The organism is Vibrio sagamiensis NBRC 104589 (genome assembly GCF_007990935.1).
Classification (GTDB): domain Bacteria; phylum Pseudomonadota; class Gammaproteobacteria; order Enterobacterales; family Vibrionaceae; genus Vibrio; species Vibrio sagamiensis.
Map to the genome: position 1 here is coordinate 223467 of NZ_BJXJ01000001.1, position 17715 is coordinate 241181.

The window sequence follows — 17715 nt, forward strand, 5'->3', positions numbered from 1 at the left end:
TGTGTTATTCTGTCCGATTGATGGAACTCGATTAACTCCTATGCAAAATTCTCAAGTCTTCTCTGACTCTCTTCCTAAACACATAGCCATAATTATGGACGGTAATGGGCGCTGGGCAAAATCTAAAGGTAAGCCCCGTGTATTTGGCCATAAAAAAGGCGTCAATGCGGTTCGTAAAACCGTATCAACTGCGTCTAAACTTGGTATTAGAGCCATGACGTTATTTGCTTTTAGCAGTGAGAACTGGCGTCGTCCTGAGGAAGAAGTCGGTCTACTTATGGAACTATTTATCACAGTTTTATCTAGTGAAGTAAAAAAGTTACATAAAAATAATCTACAGTTGCGAGTGATTGGTGATATCAGCCGATTCAGTGGGCGACTTCAACGTAAAATTTCTGAAGCGGAAGCACTAACGGCAAATAATACTGGAATGGTGATTAATGTTGCTGCGAATTATGGTGGTAAGTGGGATATCATGCAGGCTACTAGGGCATTGGCTTCAAGAGTTCAAAGTGGTGAAATTAGCTCAGAAGATATTGATGAAGAGCTTATCACTCAGAATTTAACAATGGCAGATTTGCCAGAAGTTGATCTACTGATTCGCACCAGTGGTGAGTGCCGTATTAGCAACTTTATGCTGTGGCAAATGGCATACGCTGAAATGTATTTCACTTCAGAATATTGGCCAGATTTTGATGAAGACAGCTTAGTTGAAGCTGTTACATGGTTTATCAACCGAGAACGCCGTTTTGGCTGTACAGGTGAGCAAGTTAAAGCATTTATGGCTGCTCAATAAGGACCGTCTAGTTTGAAACAAAGAATAATTACAGCGCTAATTTTAGCGCCTTTAGTCATCTTAGGTATTTTTAAACTGCCTCTGATTGGTTTCATTGTCGCACTGACTGCAATTACGCTTTTAGGCTTTTGGGAATGGACTCAATTTACGCAAAACAACTCCCGTCTGGTCGCGCTTGTACCGACGTTAGTCATAACCGGGTTGAGCTTTTTTGTTATCCCGTCAGATCCAGAGAGCCTAAATCAATTTTCTACATCGCATTATGCAATTTTAGCAATTGGCTCCGTTTGGTGGGTAATTGTGAGTGGGTTGGTCATTATGTACCCTAAATCTACAGGCTGTTGGCAAAATAATAACGTATTGCGGCACGTATTTGGTTTTTTGACTTTGTTGCCTTTTTTATGGGCTGTTATTTTTCTTCGAGCGACAGATATCACATCAGATCCGTACCATGGTGCAAAACTTGTTTTATATGTTTGCTTTTTGGTATGGGCTGCAGATAGCGGTGCTTACTTTGCAGGTAAAAGCTTGGGTAAGCATAAGATGGCACCCAAGGTTAGCCCAAATAAGACAATTGAAGGCTTAATTGGTGGTTTGCTCGCAGCACTTATCGTTGGTTACCTATTCGCAGACTGGTTCAATATCCATTTTAGTAGCACTATTAATATGGCAATCATTACTTCTGCTACGGTGGTTATTTCTGTGCTTGGTGACTTAGCTGAAAGTATGTTCAAGCGAGAGTCAGGTATTAAGGACAGTAGTAATATTATTCCAGGACACGGCGGAATTCTGGACCGAATTGATAGTCTAACTGCAGCATTCCCAGTATTTGCATTTCTTTATTACGTAATTTAATTTGTCGGGAGTGAAGTACTGCTCCCGATTCTTCTCACGGTTTACACATGCAAAAATTAACGATTCTTGGTGCGACAGGGTCAATTGGTGCAAGCACACTTAAAGTGGTTGAACAAAATCCAGAACGCTTTTCTATTTTAGCTTTAGCGGCAAGTACCAATGTTGAAAAAATGGCAATACTTTGTCGCCAGTGGCAGCCTAAATATGCGGTAATGGCGGATAAAGATGCTGCATTGGCACTCAAAGCAGAGCTCACGACTTTATCGCCCACTACAGAAGTATTAGGTGGAGTCGAAGCGCTTTGCCATGTTGCTTCTTTAGAAGAAGTAGATAGTGTTATGGCGGCTATAGTCGGTGCCGCAGGATTACTCCCAACGATGGCTGCAGTTAAAGCAGGAAAGCGTATCTTGTTAGCTAACAAAGAAGCGCTTGTGATGTCCGGACAGCTATTTATTGATGCTATTGAAGAGAGTGGGGCAGAGCTTTTACCTGTTGATAGTGAGCATAATGCGATTTTCCAATGCTTACCCGAGCAGGCTCAGACCACACTTGGTCGTTGTAATTTAGATGATTACGGTATTTCTCATATCCTACTTACTGGCTCTGGTGGACCATTTAGATATACTGACATCAGTCAGTTGAGTAGTATGACACCCGCTCAAGCGGTTGCTCATCCTAACTGGTCCATGGGGCCAAAAATCTCGGTTGATTCTGCAACCATGATGAACAAAGGCTTGGAGTACATAGAAGCGAAATGGCTCTTTAATGCGACTCGTGAGCAATTGAAAGTGGTCATCCACCCTCAATCTGTGATTCACTCAATGGTGCAATATCGTGATGGTTCTGTACTGGCTCAAATGGGTGAGCAAGATATGGCAACGCCGATAGCACTTGCGATGTCTTATCCTGAACGAATTTATGCGGGTGTTCAGCCTCTTGATTTTACCCAAATTGGACAGCTTACTTTTTTGCAACCGGACTTTGCACGTTATCCATGTCTTCAGTTAGCTATGGATGCGTGCTATGAAGGCCAGCATGCTACTACTGCATTAAATGCAGCAAATGAAATTGCTGTAGACGCATTTCTTAACCAGCGCATTGGCTTTACTGATATTGCACAGATCAATGAAGCGGTTTTGAACAAAATTACTGCAAGCCATAACACAAAGAAAACGAATAGCTTGGAAAGCTTAATAGAGCTGGATAGAATGTCCCGTCTGATTACTTTAGAATTTCTGCGAGAGCGTAAATAATGTCGAGTATTTTATGGAATTTAGCTTCTTTTATCGTTGCTCTTGGCATATTGGTTGCTGTACATGAATTTGGACACTTTTGGATTGCTCGTCGTTGTGGTGTGAAAGTTGAAAAATTTTCTATCGGCTTTGGAAAATCTATTTGGAGTAAAATTGGTAAAGACGGAACGGAATATAGCCTATCTATGATCCCACTTGGGGGTTATGTGAAGATGGTTGATAGTCGAGTCGATGATGTGCCAGAAAACGAGCGCCATTTTGCCTTCGACCAAAAACCGCTTTGGAAGCGAACGGCTATCGTTGCTGCTGGTCCTATCTTTAATTTTTTGTTTGCTATTTTTGCTTATTGGTTGGTTTTCCTGATAGGGGTTCCTGCAGTCAAGCCTGTAGTTGGTGAAGTAACACCAAACTCAATTGTTGCTCAGGCAGGAATTAAGTCTGGAATGGAACTAAAGTCAATCTCAGGTATCAAAACTCCAGATTGGGAATCGGTTAACATGGGTTTCGTGTCTCATATTGGTGATGACTCGATGACGATGACTTTGTCTTCTAAAGACGAACTCGGTTCGGATGTGACTAAAACGCTCGATATTCGTGATTGGAAATTTGATCCAGAAACACAATCCACAATGCAGTCATTAGGTTTTAAACCCTATACTCCTGAAGTCTACACTGAGTTAGCAAACGTGACTAAAGGTGGAGCAGGGGATAAAGCAGGACTTCAAGTAGGCGATAAGTTGCTAGAAATTGACGGTATTATGATTTCAAATTGGAATGATGTGGTTGAGGCAATCCGTTCTCACCCAATGACACCAATTGATTTGACAATCATGCGTCAAGGGAACCAACAAATTTTGCGCTTGGTTCCAGATAGCCGTGAACTTGCCGATAATCAGTTGATTGGCTTTTCTGGGATTGCGCCTAAAATTGCTTCATGGCCTGAGCAGTATCGCTTTGAATTGCAGTTTGGTGTATTTGAATCCATTGGTAAAGCCATTGACAAGACAGGCCAAGTCATAGGTTTGACTATCAGCATGTTGAAAAAACTGATTGTTGGTGATGTTGGTTTGAATAATCTGAGTGGACCAATATCGATTGCGAAAGGTGCTGGAGCAACCGCAGACTATGGCTTGGTCTATTTTTTAGGTTTTCTGGCACTGATAAGTGTTAACTTAGGTATTATTAATCTCGTTCCTTTACCTATGCTAGATGGTGGGCACCTTCTATTTTTTGCAATAGAAGCGATCATTCGACGTCCCGTTCCAGAAAAAGTTCAGGAAATGGGGTTTCGAGTTGGTGGTGCTATTATCTTCTCGCTCATGGCGTTAGCGCTATTTAATGATTTTACTCGTCTGTGAGATAGTTCAGAGACACAGTAGTAGCAAGGAATAATTAGAACAAGTATGGCGATTAAGCGAATTTTGTTTGCCAGTTTACTGGCAACCAGTGTATCGGCAAGTGGAGCAGAGAACTTTGTAGTTCAAGATATTGAAATTAATGGATTACAACGAGTGGCTCTTGGTGCTGCATTGTTAAAAATGCCCGTTCGTGTTGGCGACACTGTTGATCAAGGTGATGTAGCTGAAATTATTCGTGCTTTATACGCATCGGGTAATTTTGAAGATGTAAAAGTGTTGCGTGATGGTGATGTGTTAGTTGTTCAAGTTAAAGAGCGCCCAACCATTGCTAGCGTATCGTTTTCAGGCAACAAAGCGATTAAAGATGAGCAGTTGGAAGAGAATCTAAAAGCTTCTGGTATTCGTGAAGGTGAGGCTTTGGACCGTACGGCACTTAGCAACATCGAAAAAGGTTTAGAAGACTTTTATTACAGCGTGGGTAAATATAATGCGACAGTAAAAGCAGTTGTAACACCTTTACCACGAAATCGCTCAGATCTAAAGTTTGTCTTTACCGAAGGGGTATCTGCCAAAATTCAGCAGATTAACTTTATTGGTAACGAGGCCTTCAACGATGACCAGTTGCTCTCACGTTTTAACTTAAACGTAGATGTGCCATGGTGGAACTTCTTAGCAGATGAAAAGTATCAGAAGCAAGTTCTCGCAGGTGATATTGAAGCACTAAGATCATACTACCTTGATCGCGGTTATTTGAAATTTAATGTCAACTCTACTCAAGTCGCCATTTCTCCGGATAAAAAAGGTGTTTATATAACACTTGGTTTAGATGAAGGTGATGTCTATACGGTGAAAGAGGTTAAATTTCGTGGCGACTTAAATGGTCAAGCTGATGCATTTGAGGATATGGTGCCATTTGTAGCCAATGATGTATACAACGGCTCACAAGTGACTGCATTAGAAGAAGGCATCAAACGTGTCCTTGGTGAGTCAGGTTATGCTTATCCACAAGTCAATACTATTCCAGAATTTAATGATGACGAAAAACAAGTATCACTGCTTGTTAATGTCGATCCTGGTAACCGTATTTATGTTCGTGATATCCGTTTTACAGGTAATAATGCCACTAAAGATGAAGTATTACGTCGTGAAATGCGCCAAATGGAAGGCAGTTGGTTAAACTCTAAATCTATTGAAATGGGCAAAACCCGTCTCAACCGTTTGGGTTACTTCGAAAGCGTTGAAGTGGAGACCGTTCGTGTACCAGGTACCGATGACCAAGTAGACCTTGTTTATGTTGTTAAAGAAGCGAACTCCGGCAGTGTAAATTTTGCTGTTGGTTATGGTACTGAGTCTGGCGTCAGTTTCCAAGTAGGCCTTCAACAAGATAACTTTGCAGGGACTGGTAACCGAGTTGGCATTAATGCCATGATGAACGATTACCAGAAAAACTTGAGCCTAGATTATCGAAATCCTTATTTCACTTTGGATGGTGTGAGCTTAGGTGGCAAAATATTCTATGATAAATTTGAAGCTTCAGAAGCTGGTATTGTTGATTACACTAACGAGAGCTACGGTACTAATTTGACATGGGGATTTCCTGTTAATGAGTTAAACCGCCTTGAGTTTGGTGTTGGCTATACACATAACAAGATCGGTAACTTATCTCCTTACATGCAGATAGAAAAGTTTCTTGAAGCTTATGAAGATAAGCGAGATTCAGATGGTTCGTTGAACGTCAATGACTTTGATATCAACCTTTCTTGGACGCGCAACAACTTAAACCGTGGATATTTCCCTACTGCAGGTAACCTTCAGAATGCATCATATAAAATGACGGTTCCTGGCTCTGATGTACAATACTTCAAAATGCAATATGATGTACGTCAGTATATACCTCTTACGGAAAAACATGAGTTTACCCTCTTGTTACGTGGTCGATTAGGGTATGGCAATGGTTATGGTGAAACCGACGGACACGATAATCTATTCCCATTCTATGAAAACTTCTATGCTGGTGGCTTTACTACATTGAGAGGCTTTGGCTCTAACTCTGCTGGCCCTAAAGCGGTTTATCGTAATAACGTTAATAGTAATAATGGTACATTTAGTGCTACGGATGATTCTGTTGGTGGTAATGCCATGGCACTGGCAAGTATGGAACTGATTGTACCGCTTCCATTCGTGTCTGAAGAAACACGCAGTCAACTTCGTACCAGTGTATTCTACGATATGGCAAGTGTTTGGGATACTGAGTTTGACTACAGCAGCTCAGGCGCTGAATTTGGTAAACAGTATTACTACGATTACTCAGATCCAACCAATTACCGCTCATCTTATGGTGTAGCGTTACAATGGATGTCTCCAATGGGGCCACTAGTTTTCTCACTAGCGAAACCGATTAAGAAATATGATGGTGATGATGAAGAGTTCTTCTCATTTACTATTGGTAGAACCTTCTAAAAGGAAAAATATTTTGAATAAAATGATTAAAGCAGCAGGCCTTAGCCTTGTTATACTTAGTTCGTCAATGATTGCTCATGCAGCAGAAGCTGCGCAGAAAATTGGTTATGTAAACACTGCTCAAGTTTTCCAAGCGCTTCCTCAACGAGAAGCAGTTGTGCAAAAAATGCAAAAAGACTTTAAGAGCAAAGCTGATGAGTTGAAAGCAATTAAGAAAAAAGCAAAAACAAAAATTGAGAAGCTGCAACGAGATGGTGAGCTGTTAGGCCAAGAAGAAATCGAAAAGCTTCGCATTGATATTGCAAAATTAGATAGTGAATATAAAGTAAAAGCACAGGCTTTAGAGCAAGCAAGTGCCCGTCGTGAGGCAGAAGAAAAAGCAAAGCTATTTAAAACTATTCAACAAGCTGTTGACAAAGTAGCTAAGAAGAAAGGATATGATCTAGTTATTGATACTTCATCTCTTCAATACGCAAGTCCTGAGTACAATATTTCAGAAGATGTCATTAAAGCACTAAAATAAAACTTATGAAGACATTTACATTAGCCGAATTGGCCAAAATTACTGGTGGTGAACTGTTTGGGGATGACTCTGTCGTTGTCAGTCGTGTTGCCCCTATGGATAAAGCTCAAGAAGGTGATGTAACCTTTTTGTCCAATCCCAAATATGCAAAACACCTTGCTGATTGTCAAGCAACAGTAGTCATGGTTAAAGCTGACCATAAAGATCAATGTGTTGGTCATGCGCTCGTTGTCGCTGACCCGTATGTTGCTTTTGCTCGTGTTGTACAAGCAATGGATACAACCCCAAAACCAGCGGATGATATCGCTGCTAGTGCGGTTATCGCAGCTGACGTTAAGATGGGTACTAATGTAACCATTGGTGCTAATGCCGTGATTGAAACAGGTGTAGAGCTTGGCGATAACGTTAGTATTGGTGCTGGTTGTTTTATTGGTAAGAACACCAAGGTTGGTAATAATACAAAGTTGTGGGCTAATGTGACTGTCTATCATGAAGTGTCAATGGGTGATGATTGTCTCGTGCAATCTGGTACTGTCATTGGCTCTGATGGTTTCGGTTATGCTAACGATCACGGTGAATGGATTAAAATTCCTCAGCTTGGTTCGGTGCGGATTGGCAATCGTGTAGAAATCGGTGCGTGTACTACGATCGACCGTGGAGCGCTAGAAGATACGATAATCGAAGACAACGTGATCCTTGATAATCAACTTCAAATCGCTCATAACGTTCAGATCGGATATGGTACGGTAATGCCCGGTGGTACAATTGTCGCTGGCAGTACAAAAATTGGTAAGTACTGTCAAATCGGCGGCGCGTCGGTTCTTAACGGTCATATTTCAATTGCAGATGGTGTTGCGATTACTGGAATGGGCATGGTAATGCGAAGCATTGAAGAAAAGGGCTTGTATTCATCAGGTATCCCTTTGCAGACCAATCGTGAGTGGCGTAAGACCGCTACCCGTGTTCATCGAATTGATGAGATGAATAAGCGGCTGAAAGCGGTTGAAAAACGGTTAGAACCGAAAGAAGAATCATAAATTCTGAACAAAGACTCGCGTAATGCGGGTCTTTTTCTTCTATAATAATGTGCTAAAAGTAGAATTATCACCAAGCGGCTAGACAATATGCCTATTTTGATAGGTATAATCTACTTTTTTAGGCCGTCTTGGTTTATAAGAATTGATATAGGAAAACGACTTTGACTACTGAAAAGAACACGATGAATATTTCTGAAATCCAAGAACTATTGCCTCATCGCTACCCATTCTTGTTGATTGACCGTGTGATTGATTTTCAAAAAGAGCAATACCTTCATGCGATCAAAAATGTATCAGTTAACGAACCTCAGTTCACCGGTCATTTTCCACAACTTCCTGTTTTCCCAGGTGTTTTGATTCTCGAAGCAATGGCGCAGGCAACAGGCTTATTGGCATTTAAATCTTTTGGTGCTCCAAAAGAAAATGAGTTGTACTATTTTGCAAGTGTTGATGGTGCTAAGTTCCGCAAACCGGTAGTACCCGGTGATCAAATGATCATCGAAGTCGAGTTTTTGAAAGAGCGCCGCGGCATTGCTGCATTTAAAGGTGTAGCAAAAGTTGATGGCGAAGTGGTATGTTCAGCTGAGTTGAAGTGTGCTCGTCGAGAGTTTTAATATGATACATGAAACCGCTAAAATCCACCCGGCAGCGGTGGTAGAGGAAGGGGCAAAGATCGGTGCGAATGTTACCGTTGGCCCTTTTACTTACATTACTTCTACGGTGGAAATCGGTCAAGGCACTGAGGTTATGTCTCATGTTGTGATTAAAGGCCATACGACTATCGGCCAAGATAATCGCATTTTTCCTCATGCTGTGATTGGTGAAGAGAACCAAGATAAAAAATACGGTGGTGAAGAAACCACCGTTGTTATTGGTGATCGAAACGTTATCCGTGAAGCTGTGCAAATTCACCGAGGAACCGTACAAGATAAAGCGACGACAGTTATTGGTAACGATAACTTATTGTGTGTGAATGCTCACGTAGCGCACGATGTTGTCGTTGGCAATCATACTCATATTGGCAATAACGCTATTCTCGGCGGTCATGTAATGGTGGACGACTATGCAGGCGTGATGGCTTTATCAGCAATACATCCATTTTGCACTGTCGGGGCTTATGCATACATCGGCGGCTGTTCCGCTGTTGTGCAAGATGTACCAGCCTATGTGCTAGCACAAGGTAATCACGCTTCTCCGTTTGGTTTGAATTTGGTCGGTTTGAAACGCAATGGGTTTGAGAAGCCTGAAATCCGTGCGTTGCAAAAAGCCTACAAAGAAATTTACCGCTCCGGTAAAACGCTTGAAGAAGTAAAACCTATTCTTGCTGAGATGGCTCAAGAGTGGCCTGCTGTGAAGCGTTTGTCAGATATTCTGGAAACCACTGAACGTGGTATCGTACGTTAAACAACGTTACAGAGTTTAAATAAAAGAAAGATCGCGCCTTAATTTGGCCGCGGTCTTTTTGTGTTTTATGGATATGCTCAAGTAACCTCAAGATGCTGTGTTTAGCGGGATGACCTTAGCCTTTAAGCGTGGCAACGATTCGTAAATATAGTCTTTCTATACGAAGAATCGTTATTCGTAGTGCACAAGAAAAATAGCGAAGTAAATATGGAACATAGACCATTACGTATTGGCATTATTGCTGGGGAATTATCTGGTGATACTCTCGGTGAAGGCTTTATTAAAGCGGTAAAAGAGCAATATCCAGACGCTGAGTTTGTCGGTATTGGTGGCCCTAAAATGATGGCTCAAGGCTGTCAATCTCTTTTTGAGATGGAAGAACTGGCAGTCATGGGGTTGGTTGAAGTCCTAGGTCGATTACCCCGGTTATTGAAAGTGAAAGCTCAATTAGTGAAGTTTTTCACTGACAACCCACCTGATGTTTTTGTAGGAATTGATGCGCCTGATTTCAATTTGCGAATGGAGCGAGAGCTGAAGCAGGCTGGCATCAAAACGGTCCACTATGTTAGCCCTTCAGTTTGGGCGTGGCGACAAAAACGGGTTTTCAAAATTGGAGCAGCAACGAACCTTGTGCTGGCGTTCCTTCCATTTGAAAAAGCAGTGTACGATAAATTCAATGTGCCTTGTGAATTCATTGGTCATACCTTAGCAGATGCGATTCCGTTGCAATCAGATAAAGCACCAGCAAGAGCCTTGTTAGGTTTAGAGCAAGATAAAAAATGGCTAGCTGTACTTCCGGGCAGTCGTGGTAGTGAGTTAAAAATGCTTTCTCAGCCGTTCATCGAAGCATGTAAAAAACTACACCAGAGATATCCTGAACTTGGCTTTGTTGTTGCATTAGTCAACCAGAAACGCCGTGAGCAATTTGAAAGTGCGTGGAAAGAGCATGCGCCAGAATTAGAGTTCAAATTGGTCGATGATACTGCAGGTAATGTCATCACGGCTGCAGATGTGGTGATGTTGGCCTCGGGTACTGTTGCTCTCGAGTGTATGTTGATTAAGCGCCCTATGGTGGTTGGCTATCGTGTGAATGCGGTAACGGCTTATCTTGCTAAGCGTCTGCTGACAATCGAGCACGTATCTTTGCCTAATGTACTGGCCGATAAGGAACTGGTCAAAGAGTACCTCCAAGAAGATTGCACGCCAGACAACTTATTTAACGAAGTGTCTCGTTTACTTGAAACGGATAACCAAGCCATGTTGGATAAGTTTACAGAAATGCATCATTGGATCCGTAAAAATGCAGATCAGCAAGCCGCTAATGCCGTTCTAAAGTTGATAGAGAAATAGAGATTTATCATGGCTGTTACAACCAAAACAACGACACCCAAAAAGGCGAAGCCTAATAGTGAGCTCCCACCATTTGAATATCCGCAAGGCTACCAACTTATCGCGGGTGTAGATGAAGTGGGGCGAGGCCCACTGGTGGGCGATGTGGTCACTGCCGCAGTGATACTTGATCCTAATAATCCGATTGAGGGTCTGAATGACTCAAAAAAATTGAGTGAGAAAAAACGCATCGCGCTGTTGCCAGAAATCAAAGCGAAAGCCTTAGCCTGGGCGGTAGGTCGCTGCTCTCCAGAGGAAATTGATCAGCTCAATATTCTACAAGCCACCATGGTTGCTATGCAGCGTGCAATTGCTGGATTACAGGTTCAACCTGATTTAGCACTTATTGACGGTAATCGCTGTCCTGATTTGTCAATGGATGCTCAAGCTGTGGTTAAAGGGGATTTGCGTGTCGCTGAAATCAGTGCTGCATCTATCATTGCCAAAGTCGTTAGAGATCAAGAAATGGAAGAGCTTGATCAGCAATATCCGCAGTTTGGTTTTGCTAAACATAAGGGGTATCCGACCAAGGCACACTTTGAAGCCATTGATCAGCATGGAGTGATTAGCGAGCACCGCAAAAGCTTCAAGCCAGTTAAAAAAGCTCTTGGTCTTGAGTAATAAACCTAAGTTATCCATTTAGCGCCTTAAGTTAGGGCTCTAAGTACTATATAGTAAGAAAATAAGAAAAAGTTAGACGGTGCCTGTTAATGTCAGATCCTAAGTTCGTTCACCTGCGTATCCATAGTGATTTCTCGTTGGTGGATGGTATCAACAAAGTCCCACCGCTGGTGAAGAAAGTTGCTGAACTCGGCATGCCAGCCATGGCATTGACTGATTTTACCAACTTGTGTGGCTTGGTTAAATATTATGGTGCTGCCCACGCTAATGGCGTTAAACCAATTATTGGTGCCGATTTCAAAATGCAGTCGGACGAGTTTGGTGAAGAGCTGACGCAATTAACCGTATTAGCGGCGGACAATATCGGCTATAAAAACCTTACTTTACTGATCTCTAAAGCTTATTTACGTGGACACATCCAACATCAACCCGTGATTGATAAAGCTTGGCTAGCGGACCTGTCTGAAGGGTTAATTGTTCTATCCGGTGCCAAAAATGGTGAGATTGGTAAAGGGCTACTGAAAGGCAATAAAAGCATTGTCCAAAGCTGTATCGATTTTTATCAGCAGTATTTCCCTAATCGCTTTTATCTTGAGCTGGTTCGGACTGGACGCCCAGATGAAGAAACTTACTTGCACTTTGCGGTGGAGCTTGCTGAAGAGGCGCAACTTCCAGTGGTGGCCACCAATGAAGTTGTGTTCATTAGTGAAGACTTATTTGATGCTCATGAGATACGTGTCGCCATCCACGATGGTTATACTCTTGAAGATCCTCGCCGACCTAAAAACTACAGCCCAGAGCAGTATTTACGCAGTGAAGCCGAAATGTGTGAGCTGTTTTCAGACATTCCCGAGGCACTCGAAAACAGTGTGGAGATTGCCAAGCGTTGTAATGTTACTGTTCGTTTAGGTGAGTACTTTTTGCCTGCTTTCCCAACAGATGGCATGGCAGAGACAGACTTCTTGGTCATGAAATCACAAGAAGGTTTGGAAGAGCGCCTCGAGTTTCTATTTCCGGATGAAGCGTTACGTGCACAACGTCGACCAGAATACGATGAACGTTTGCAAATCGAACTCGACGTAATCAATCAAATGGGTTTCCCTGGCTATTTTTTGATCGTAATGGAATTTATCCAATGGTCGAAAGATAACGCTATCCCTGTTGGACCTGGTCGTGGTTCAGGTGCTGGTTCATTAGTTGCGTATGCACTTAAAATCACCGACCTTGATCCACTGGAGTACGATCTTCTTTTCGAACGATTCTTGAACCCAGAACGTGTCTCCATGCCCGATTTTGATGTCGACTTCTGTATGGATAAACGTGACCAAGTGATTGATCACGTGGCCGAAATGTATGGGCGTGATGCGGTATCACAGATCATTACATTTGGTACAATGGCAGCAAAAGCGGTGATCCGTGATGTAGGTCGAGTGCTAGGTCACCCATTTGGTTTTGTTGATCGTATTTCTAAGCTTGTTCCTCCCGATCCTGGAATGACGTTAGAGAAAGCATTTAAGGCAGAGCCTGCGTTACCTGAGCTCTATGAAGCCGATGAAGAAGTCAAAGAGCTGATTGATAAATGTCGAATCCTTGAAGGATGTACCCGTAATGCCGGTAAGCATGCTGGTGGTGTCGTCATCTCTCCGACAACAATCACGGATTTTGCACCGATTTATGCGGATGCGGAAGGCCATTTTCCTGTTACCCAATTCGATAAAAACGATGTTGAAACGGCCGGTTTAGTCAAGTTTGACTTTTTGGGGTTACGAACACTGACCATCATTGACTGGGCGTTAGGTTTGATTAATCCGCGTCTCGAACGTGAAGGAAAAGAACCGGTTCGTATAGAATCGATCCCATTGAATGACGCTGCTTCGTTCCGTTTACTGCAAAACTCAGAAACCACTGCGGTATTCCAGTTGGAATCACGGGGCATGAAAGAGCTGATCAAACGTCTGCAGCCAGACTGTTTTGAAGACATCATCGCTTTGGTGGCACTATTCCGTCCTGGTCCTCTCCAATCAGGCATGGTTGATAACTTTATAGACCGTAAACATGGTCGAGAAGCGATCTCTTACCCAGACGAAAAGTGGCAACACGAATCACTGAAAGAAATTCTCGATCCGACTTACGGCATCATCCTCTATCAAGAGCAGGTCATGCAGATTGCTCAGGTACTGTCTGGTTATACCCTAGGTGGAGCCGACATGCTGCGCCGTGCTATGGGTAAGAAAAAGCCAGAGGAAATGGCGAAACAGCGTGCGACCTTTGAAGACGGTGCGGTTGCCAATGGTGTTGATGGCGAGTTGGCAATGAAAATCTTCGACTTGGTAGAAAAGTTCGCAGGTTATGGCTTTAACAAATCGCACTCCGCCGCTTATGCTTTGGTATCGTATCAAACGCTTTGGCTTAAGATGCATTATCCTGCCGAGTTTATGGCTGCGGTAATGACGGCCGATATGGATAATACGGAAAAAGTGGTTGGCTTAGTTGACGAATGTTTTCGGATGAAACTGACCGTCCTTCCGCCAGATATCAATTCAGGCTTGTATCGATTTAACGTCGATGAAAATGGCGCGATTGTTTACGGCATCGGCGCAATAAAAGGTGTTGGTGAAGGCCCAATTGATGCGATTCTTGAAGCACGAAATAAAGGCGGTCACTTTAAAGACCTGTTTGATTTTTGTGCACGTATTGACTTGAAAAAGGTCAACAAACGAGTGATAGAGAAGCTCATATATTCCGGTGCCTTAGATCGTCTTGGCCCTCATCGAGCGGCGTTAATGGCTTCCCTTGACGACGCAGTGAAAGCGGCCAGCCAATACCATCAGGCAGAGGCATTTGGCCAAGCGGATATGTTTGGTGTTTTGACTGATGCACCAGAAGACGTCGAACATAAATATACTCAAGTGACGCCATGGCCGGAGAAAGTATGGCTTGAAGGTGAGCGAGAAACACTAGGGTTATATTTGACTGGGCATCCTGTAAATGCTTATATCAAAGAATTAAATAAATACACCAGTTGCCGGTTAAAAGATGCGACACCAACACGTCGTGACCAATCGGTGACCGTTGCAGGTCTCGTCATTGCGGCTCGTGTTATGACGACCAAACGTGGCACACGTATTGGACTGATGACATTAGATGATCGCAGTGGGCGAATGGAAGTCATGTTGTTCTCCGATGCATTAGAAAGGTATGCAGAACTACTAGAAAAAGATAAAATTCTAGTAGTTTCGGGACAGGTCAGCTTTGATGACTTTAATGGTGGCCTTAAAATGTCAGCACGTGAAGTCATGGATCTGGGAAGTGCTCGCGAAAAATATGCGCGTGGTTTGTCGGTCTCGATTGATGTTAATCAGATTCGTGATGACTTTTTCGAGCAATTTACTCGAATTTTAGAGCCTTATAAAGCTGGAACCATCCCTGTCCATGTATACTATCAACGTGCCAACGCGAGAGCGCGATTAACTTTGGGCACTGAATGGCGAGTGACGCCAAGTGATACATTACTAGACGATTTAAAGCAGTTACTTGGCAAAGGCCAGGTAGAACTCGAATTTAACTAAAAAAATTCAGCACAGATTGTGTATGAATATACAAGGATTCATCGATGAGCCTAAACTTTCTTGAATTTGAAAAGCCGATTGCAGAGCTAGAAGCAAAAATTGAAGCCTTACGTGATGTTTCACGTCATGGCGGCGATTCAGCAATTGACCTTGATAAAGAAATTGAGCAGCTTGAGAAAAAGAGCCTAGAACTAAAGAAGAAAATCTTCAATGATTTAGGAGCATGGGAAACTGCTCAACTGGCCCGTCACCCTCTACGCCCTTATACACTAGACTACATTCAACATGTATTTGAAGAGTTTGATGAATTGGCTGGTGACCGTGCTTTTGCTGATGATAAAGCGATTGTAGGTGGTATTGCACGTCTGGAAGGTCGTCCTGTAATGATTATTGGCCACCAAAAAGGTCGTGAAACCAAAGAAAAAGTAAAACGTAATTTTGGTATGCCAAAGCCAGAGGGCTATCGAAAAGCATTACGCCTAATGAAAATGGCGGAACGTTTCAATATGCCAGTGATTACATTCATTGATACCGCAGGTGCTTACCCTGGTGTTGGTGCTGAAGAGCGTGGTCAGTCAGAAGCGATCGCAACAAATTTGAAAGTGATGTCAGGCCTAAAAGTTCCAGTCATTTGTAACGTTATCGGTGAAGGCGGCTCAGGTGGTGCACTCGCGATTGGTGTGGGTGATTACGTGAACATGCTTCAGTACTCAACATATTCAGTTATTTCACCAGAAGGATGTGCTTCTATTCTATGGCGTGATTCTGATAAAGCTCCTCAAGCGGCAGAAGCGATGGGCTTGACAGCTCCTCGCTTAAAAGAGCTAAATCTTATTGATGAGATTGTTGAAGAGCCGTTAGGCGGTGCCCATCGTGATCACGTTAAAATGGCTGAAAATATGAAAGTGAACTTACTTCGCCAACTAGAAGACCTGGAACAGCTGGATCAAGATACATTACTAGAGCGTCGTTACCAGCGTTTAATGAATTACGGCTACTGCTAATCGTCGGCTGATTTCTGGTGATAGAACAGATACAATCAAAAGGTTGGCTTAGGCTCAACCTTTTTTAGTTTTTATTGGATTGGTTATGGAATCGCTTTATCAGCACTTCGCTCATGTCCTTGAACGTCATTATCAAAGTCGAGTTAGCCATTGCTCAAATGGAAAACTGGTTTTAGCTTTTAGCGGTGGGATTGATTCCCGTGTTTTGCTTGAATTGTTACGACATTATCAACATACCCACTCAGTACCTTGTCAGGCTGTTTATGTGCATCATGGTTTGAGTGATAACGCCGATGTTTGGGCAGATAAGTGTCTTCATTGGTCTAAGCAAGCTGGCATCCCATGTATGATTGAATACGTCAACCTTGATATTCATAGTGGAGAGAGTATTGAGCTTTTGGCAAGACAGGCGCGTTACAAAGCCTTACAGCAGTATATTGAGCAGGGCGATATACTGTTAACGGGTCAGCATGCTGATGATCAGGTTGAAACCTTATTGCTTGCTTTGAAGCGTGGCAGTGGTCCTAAAGGGTTATCTTCAATGCCAGAAAGTATGCCATTTGCTAAAGGAAGTTTAGTTCGACCTTTGCTTACCATTCAACGACAACACATCGAGAAGTTTGCCCAGCAGTTTTGTTTAGAGTGGGTCGAAGACGAGAGTAATCAAGATACTCGCTATGATCGTAATTTCTTACGTCATCGTGTTATTCCTCAACTTGTTCAGCGCTGGCCTAGTTTTCATCAAGCGGTTCAACGAAGTGCTCATTTATGTGCAGAGCAAGAGCAATTACTGGATGAATTGTTAGACTCGGCCTTCCAGCAGGCCATTCATCCAGATGGTAGCCTTTGTCTTTCCATATTGAGCACGCACAGTGCATTGGTCCGGTTGCGTTTGATTCGTATGTGGTTGTCTATGATGGAAGTCATGATGCCTTCTCGTATTCAACTCGGCCTTATTTGGAGTGAAGTGGCTCTAGCACAACAAGATGCGAATCCAAAGCTGCAGCTTAAGCAAGGTGAAATTCGTCGTTTTCAAAATCGATTGTATTGGCTAGGGCCTAGGACTGATTTAACGGATTGGTATGCTTCTCTACAGTTGGATATCCCATTATTGTTGCCTGGCTCTCTTGGGGAACTGCTGTTTAGTTCCACCTCTGAACAAGCAAATTTGATATTACCGGCAGAGCCTGACTTATTGAAAGTGACATTTAATCCGGAAGGCTTATCAGCTCATCCTACAACACGTAGTCGAGGTCGCAAGCTTAAAAAACTGTTTCAAGAATACCATATTCCAAGTTGGCAGCGTCGGCAGTTACCGATTGTTATGTATCAAGGTCAGGTCGTTGCAGTTGCAGGACTGTTTGTTGATCGTGCTTTTAGTGGCCATCAATGTGAACTGATTTGGCATCAATCTGACTCCGTTCGCTTGATTAATGAATCATAAAG

General features: G+C 42.8%; 14 protein-coding genes. All 14 read left to right on the plus strand.

Annotation, left to right across the window (positions count from 1 at the left end; translation table 11 throughout):
* The first annotated feature begins 40 nt into the window (after nucleotides 1-40).
* The 14 genes from uppS to tilS all read left to right on the plus strand — a co-directional run bounded on the left by uppS (nucleotide 41) and on the right by tilS (nucleotide 17713).
* A complete protein-coding gene (uppS, locus tag VSA01S_RS00920) occupies nucleotides 41-796 on the plus strand; it encodes an undecaprenyl pyrophosphate synthase (RefSeq protein WP_039979559.1) in 756 nt (251 codons plus the stop codon).
* 12 nt (nucleotides 797-808) lie between these two features.
* Nucleotides 809-1651: a phosphatidate cytidylyltransferase gene (locus VSA01S_RS00925; protein WP_039979560.1), complete on the plus strand. Its 843-nt coding sequence runs from the start codon at nucleotides 809-811 to the stop codon at nucleotides 1649-1651.
* Nucleotides 1652-1698: 47 nt separating this feature from the next.
* Nucleotides 1699-2904, plus strand: a complete 1206-nt coding sequence (gene ispC, locus VSA01S_RS00930) for a 1-deoxy-D-xylulose-5-phosphate reductoisomerase (RefSeq protein WP_039979561.1) — start codon at nucleotides 1699-1701, stop codon at nucleotides 2902-2904.
* On the plus strand, nucleotides 2904-4262 hold the full coding sequence (gene rseP, locus VSA01S_RS00935) for a sigma E protease regulator RseP (protein ID WP_039979562.1): 1359 nt from the start codon (nucleotides 2904-2906) through the stop codon (nucleotides 4260-4262). The genes ispC and rseP overlap by 1 nt, the downstream gene beginning before the upstream one ends.
* 45 nt (nucleotides 4263-4307) lie before the next feature.
* The gene (gene bamA / locus VSA01S_RS00940; RefSeq protein ID WP_039979564.1) at nucleotides 4308-6722 is read left to right on the plus strand and encodes an outer membrane protein assembly factor BamA; all 2415 of its coding nucleotides are present in this window, start codon (nucleotides 4308-4310) and stop codon (nucleotides 6720-6722) included.
* A 13-nt stretch (nucleotides 6723-6735) separates the two neighbouring features.
* Nucleotides 6736-7245 carry an OmpH family outer membrane protein gene (locus VSA01S_RS00945; protein WP_039979618.1) on the plus strand — a complete coding sequence of 170 codons (510 nt, stop codon included), beginning with the start codon at nucleotides 6736-6738 and terminating at the stop codon, nucleotides 7243-7245.
* 5 nt (nucleotides 7246-7250) lie between these two features.
* Nucleotides 7251-8282: a UDP-3-O-(3-hydroxymyristoyl)glucosamine N-acyltransferase gene (gene lpxD, locus VSA01S_RS00950; RefSeq protein WP_039979565.1), complete on the plus strand. Its 1032-nt coding sequence runs from the start codon at nucleotides 7251-7253 to the stop codon at nucleotides 8280-8282.
* A gap of 161 nt (nucleotides 8283-8443) precedes the next feature.
* A complete protein-coding gene (gene fabZ / locus VSA01S_RS00955; RefSeq protein WP_039979566.1) occupies nucleotides 8444-8896 on the plus strand; it encodes a 3-hydroxyacyl-ACP dehydratase FabZ in 453 nt (150 codons plus the stop codon).
* A gap of 1 nt (nucleotide 8897) precedes the next feature.
* Complete coding sequence (gene lpxA / locus VSA01S_RS00960; RefSeq protein WP_039979567.1) at nucleotides 8898-9686, plus strand: acyl-ACP--UDP-N-acetylglucosamine O-acyltransferase; 789 nt, start codon at nucleotides 8898-8900, stop codon at nucleotides 9684-9686.
* Between the two features lie 207 nt (nucleotides 9687-9893).
* Nucleotides 9894-11036 (plus strand): lipid-A-disaccharide synthase, encoded by a 1143-nt coding sequence (gene lpxB / locus VSA01S_RS00965; RefSeq protein WP_039979568.1) that lies wholly within the window; start codon nucleotides 9894-9896, stop codon nucleotides 11034-11036.
* Nucleotides 11037-11045: 9 nt separating this feature from the next.
* Nucleotides 11046-11696, plus strand: coding sequence for a ribonuclease HII (rnhB, locus tag VSA01S_RS00970; protein ID WP_021709598.1), 651 nt, complete (start codon nucleotides 11046-11048; stop codon nucleotides 11694-11696).
* An 89-nt stretch (nucleotides 11697-11785) separates the two neighbouring features.
* Complete coding sequence (dnaE, locus tag VSA01S_RS00975; protein ID WP_039979569.1) at nucleotides 11786-15265, plus strand: DNA polymerase III subunit alpha; 3480 nt, start codon at nucleotides 11786-11788, stop codon at nucleotides 15263-15265.
* Nucleotides 15266-15309: 44 nt separating this feature from the next.
* Nucleotides 15310-16269 (plus strand): acetyl-CoA carboxylase carboxyl transferase subunit alpha, encoded by a 960-nt coding sequence (gene accA, locus VSA01S_RS00980; RefSeq protein ID WP_039979570.1) that lies wholly within the window; start codon nucleotides 15310-15312, stop codon nucleotides 16267-16269.
* A gap of 85 nt (nucleotides 16270-16354) precedes the next feature.
* The gene (tilS, locus tag VSA01S_RS00985) at nucleotides 16355-17713 is read left to right on the plus strand and encodes a tRNA lysidine(34) synthetase TilS (protein WP_039979571.1); all 1359 of its coding nucleotides are present in this window, start codon (nucleotides 16355-16357) and stop codon (nucleotides 17711-17713) included.
* The last annotated feature ends 2 nt before the right edge of the window (nucleotides 17714-17715 follow it).

What these genes read in the sequence shown, in the direction of transcription:
- uppS (WP_039979559.1), top strand. Translation starts at nt 41, where the DNA reads ATGCAAAATTCTCAAGTCTTCTCTGACTCTCTTCCTAAACACATAGCC.
- ispC (WP_039979561.1), top strand. Translation starts at nt 1,699, where the DNA reads ATGCAAAAATTAACGATTCTTGGTGCGACAGGGTCAATTGGTGCAAGC.
- rseP (WP_039979562.1), top strand. Translation starts at nt 2,904, where the DNA reads ATGTCGAGTATTTTATGGAATTTAGCTTCTTTTATCGTTGCTCTTGGC.
- bamA (WP_039979564.1), top strand. Translation starts at nt 4,308, where the DNA reads ATGGCGATTAAGCGAATTTTGTTTGCCAGTTTACTGGCAACCAGTGTA.
- lpxD (WP_039979565.1), top strand. Translation starts at nt 7,251, where the DNA reads ATGAAGACATTTACATTAGCCGAATTGGCCAAAATTACTGGTGGTGAA.
- lpxA (WP_039979567.1), top strand. Translation starts at nt 8,898, where the DNA reads ATGATACATGAAACCGCTAAAATCCACCCGGCAGCGGTGGTAGAGGAA.
- lpxB (WP_039979568.1), top strand. Translation starts at nt 9,894, where the DNA reads ATGGAACATAGACCATTACGTATTGGCATTATTGCTGGGGAATTATCT.
- rnhB (WP_021709598.1), top strand. Translation starts at nt 11,046, where the DNA reads ATGGCTGTTACAACCAAAACAACGACACCCAAAAAGGCGAAGCCTAAT.
- dnaE (WP_039979569.1), top strand. Translation starts at nt 11,786, where the DNA reads ATGTCAGATCCTAAGTTCGTTCACCTGCGTATCCATAGTGATTTCTCG.
- accA (WP_039979570.1), top strand. Translation starts at nt 15,310, where the DNA reads ATGAGCCTAAACTTTCTTGAATTTGAAAAGCCGATTGCAGAGCTAGAA.
- tilS (WP_039979571.1), top strand. Translation starts at nt 16,355, where the DNA reads ATGGAATCGCTTTATCAGCACTTCGCTCATGTCCTTGAACGTCATTAT.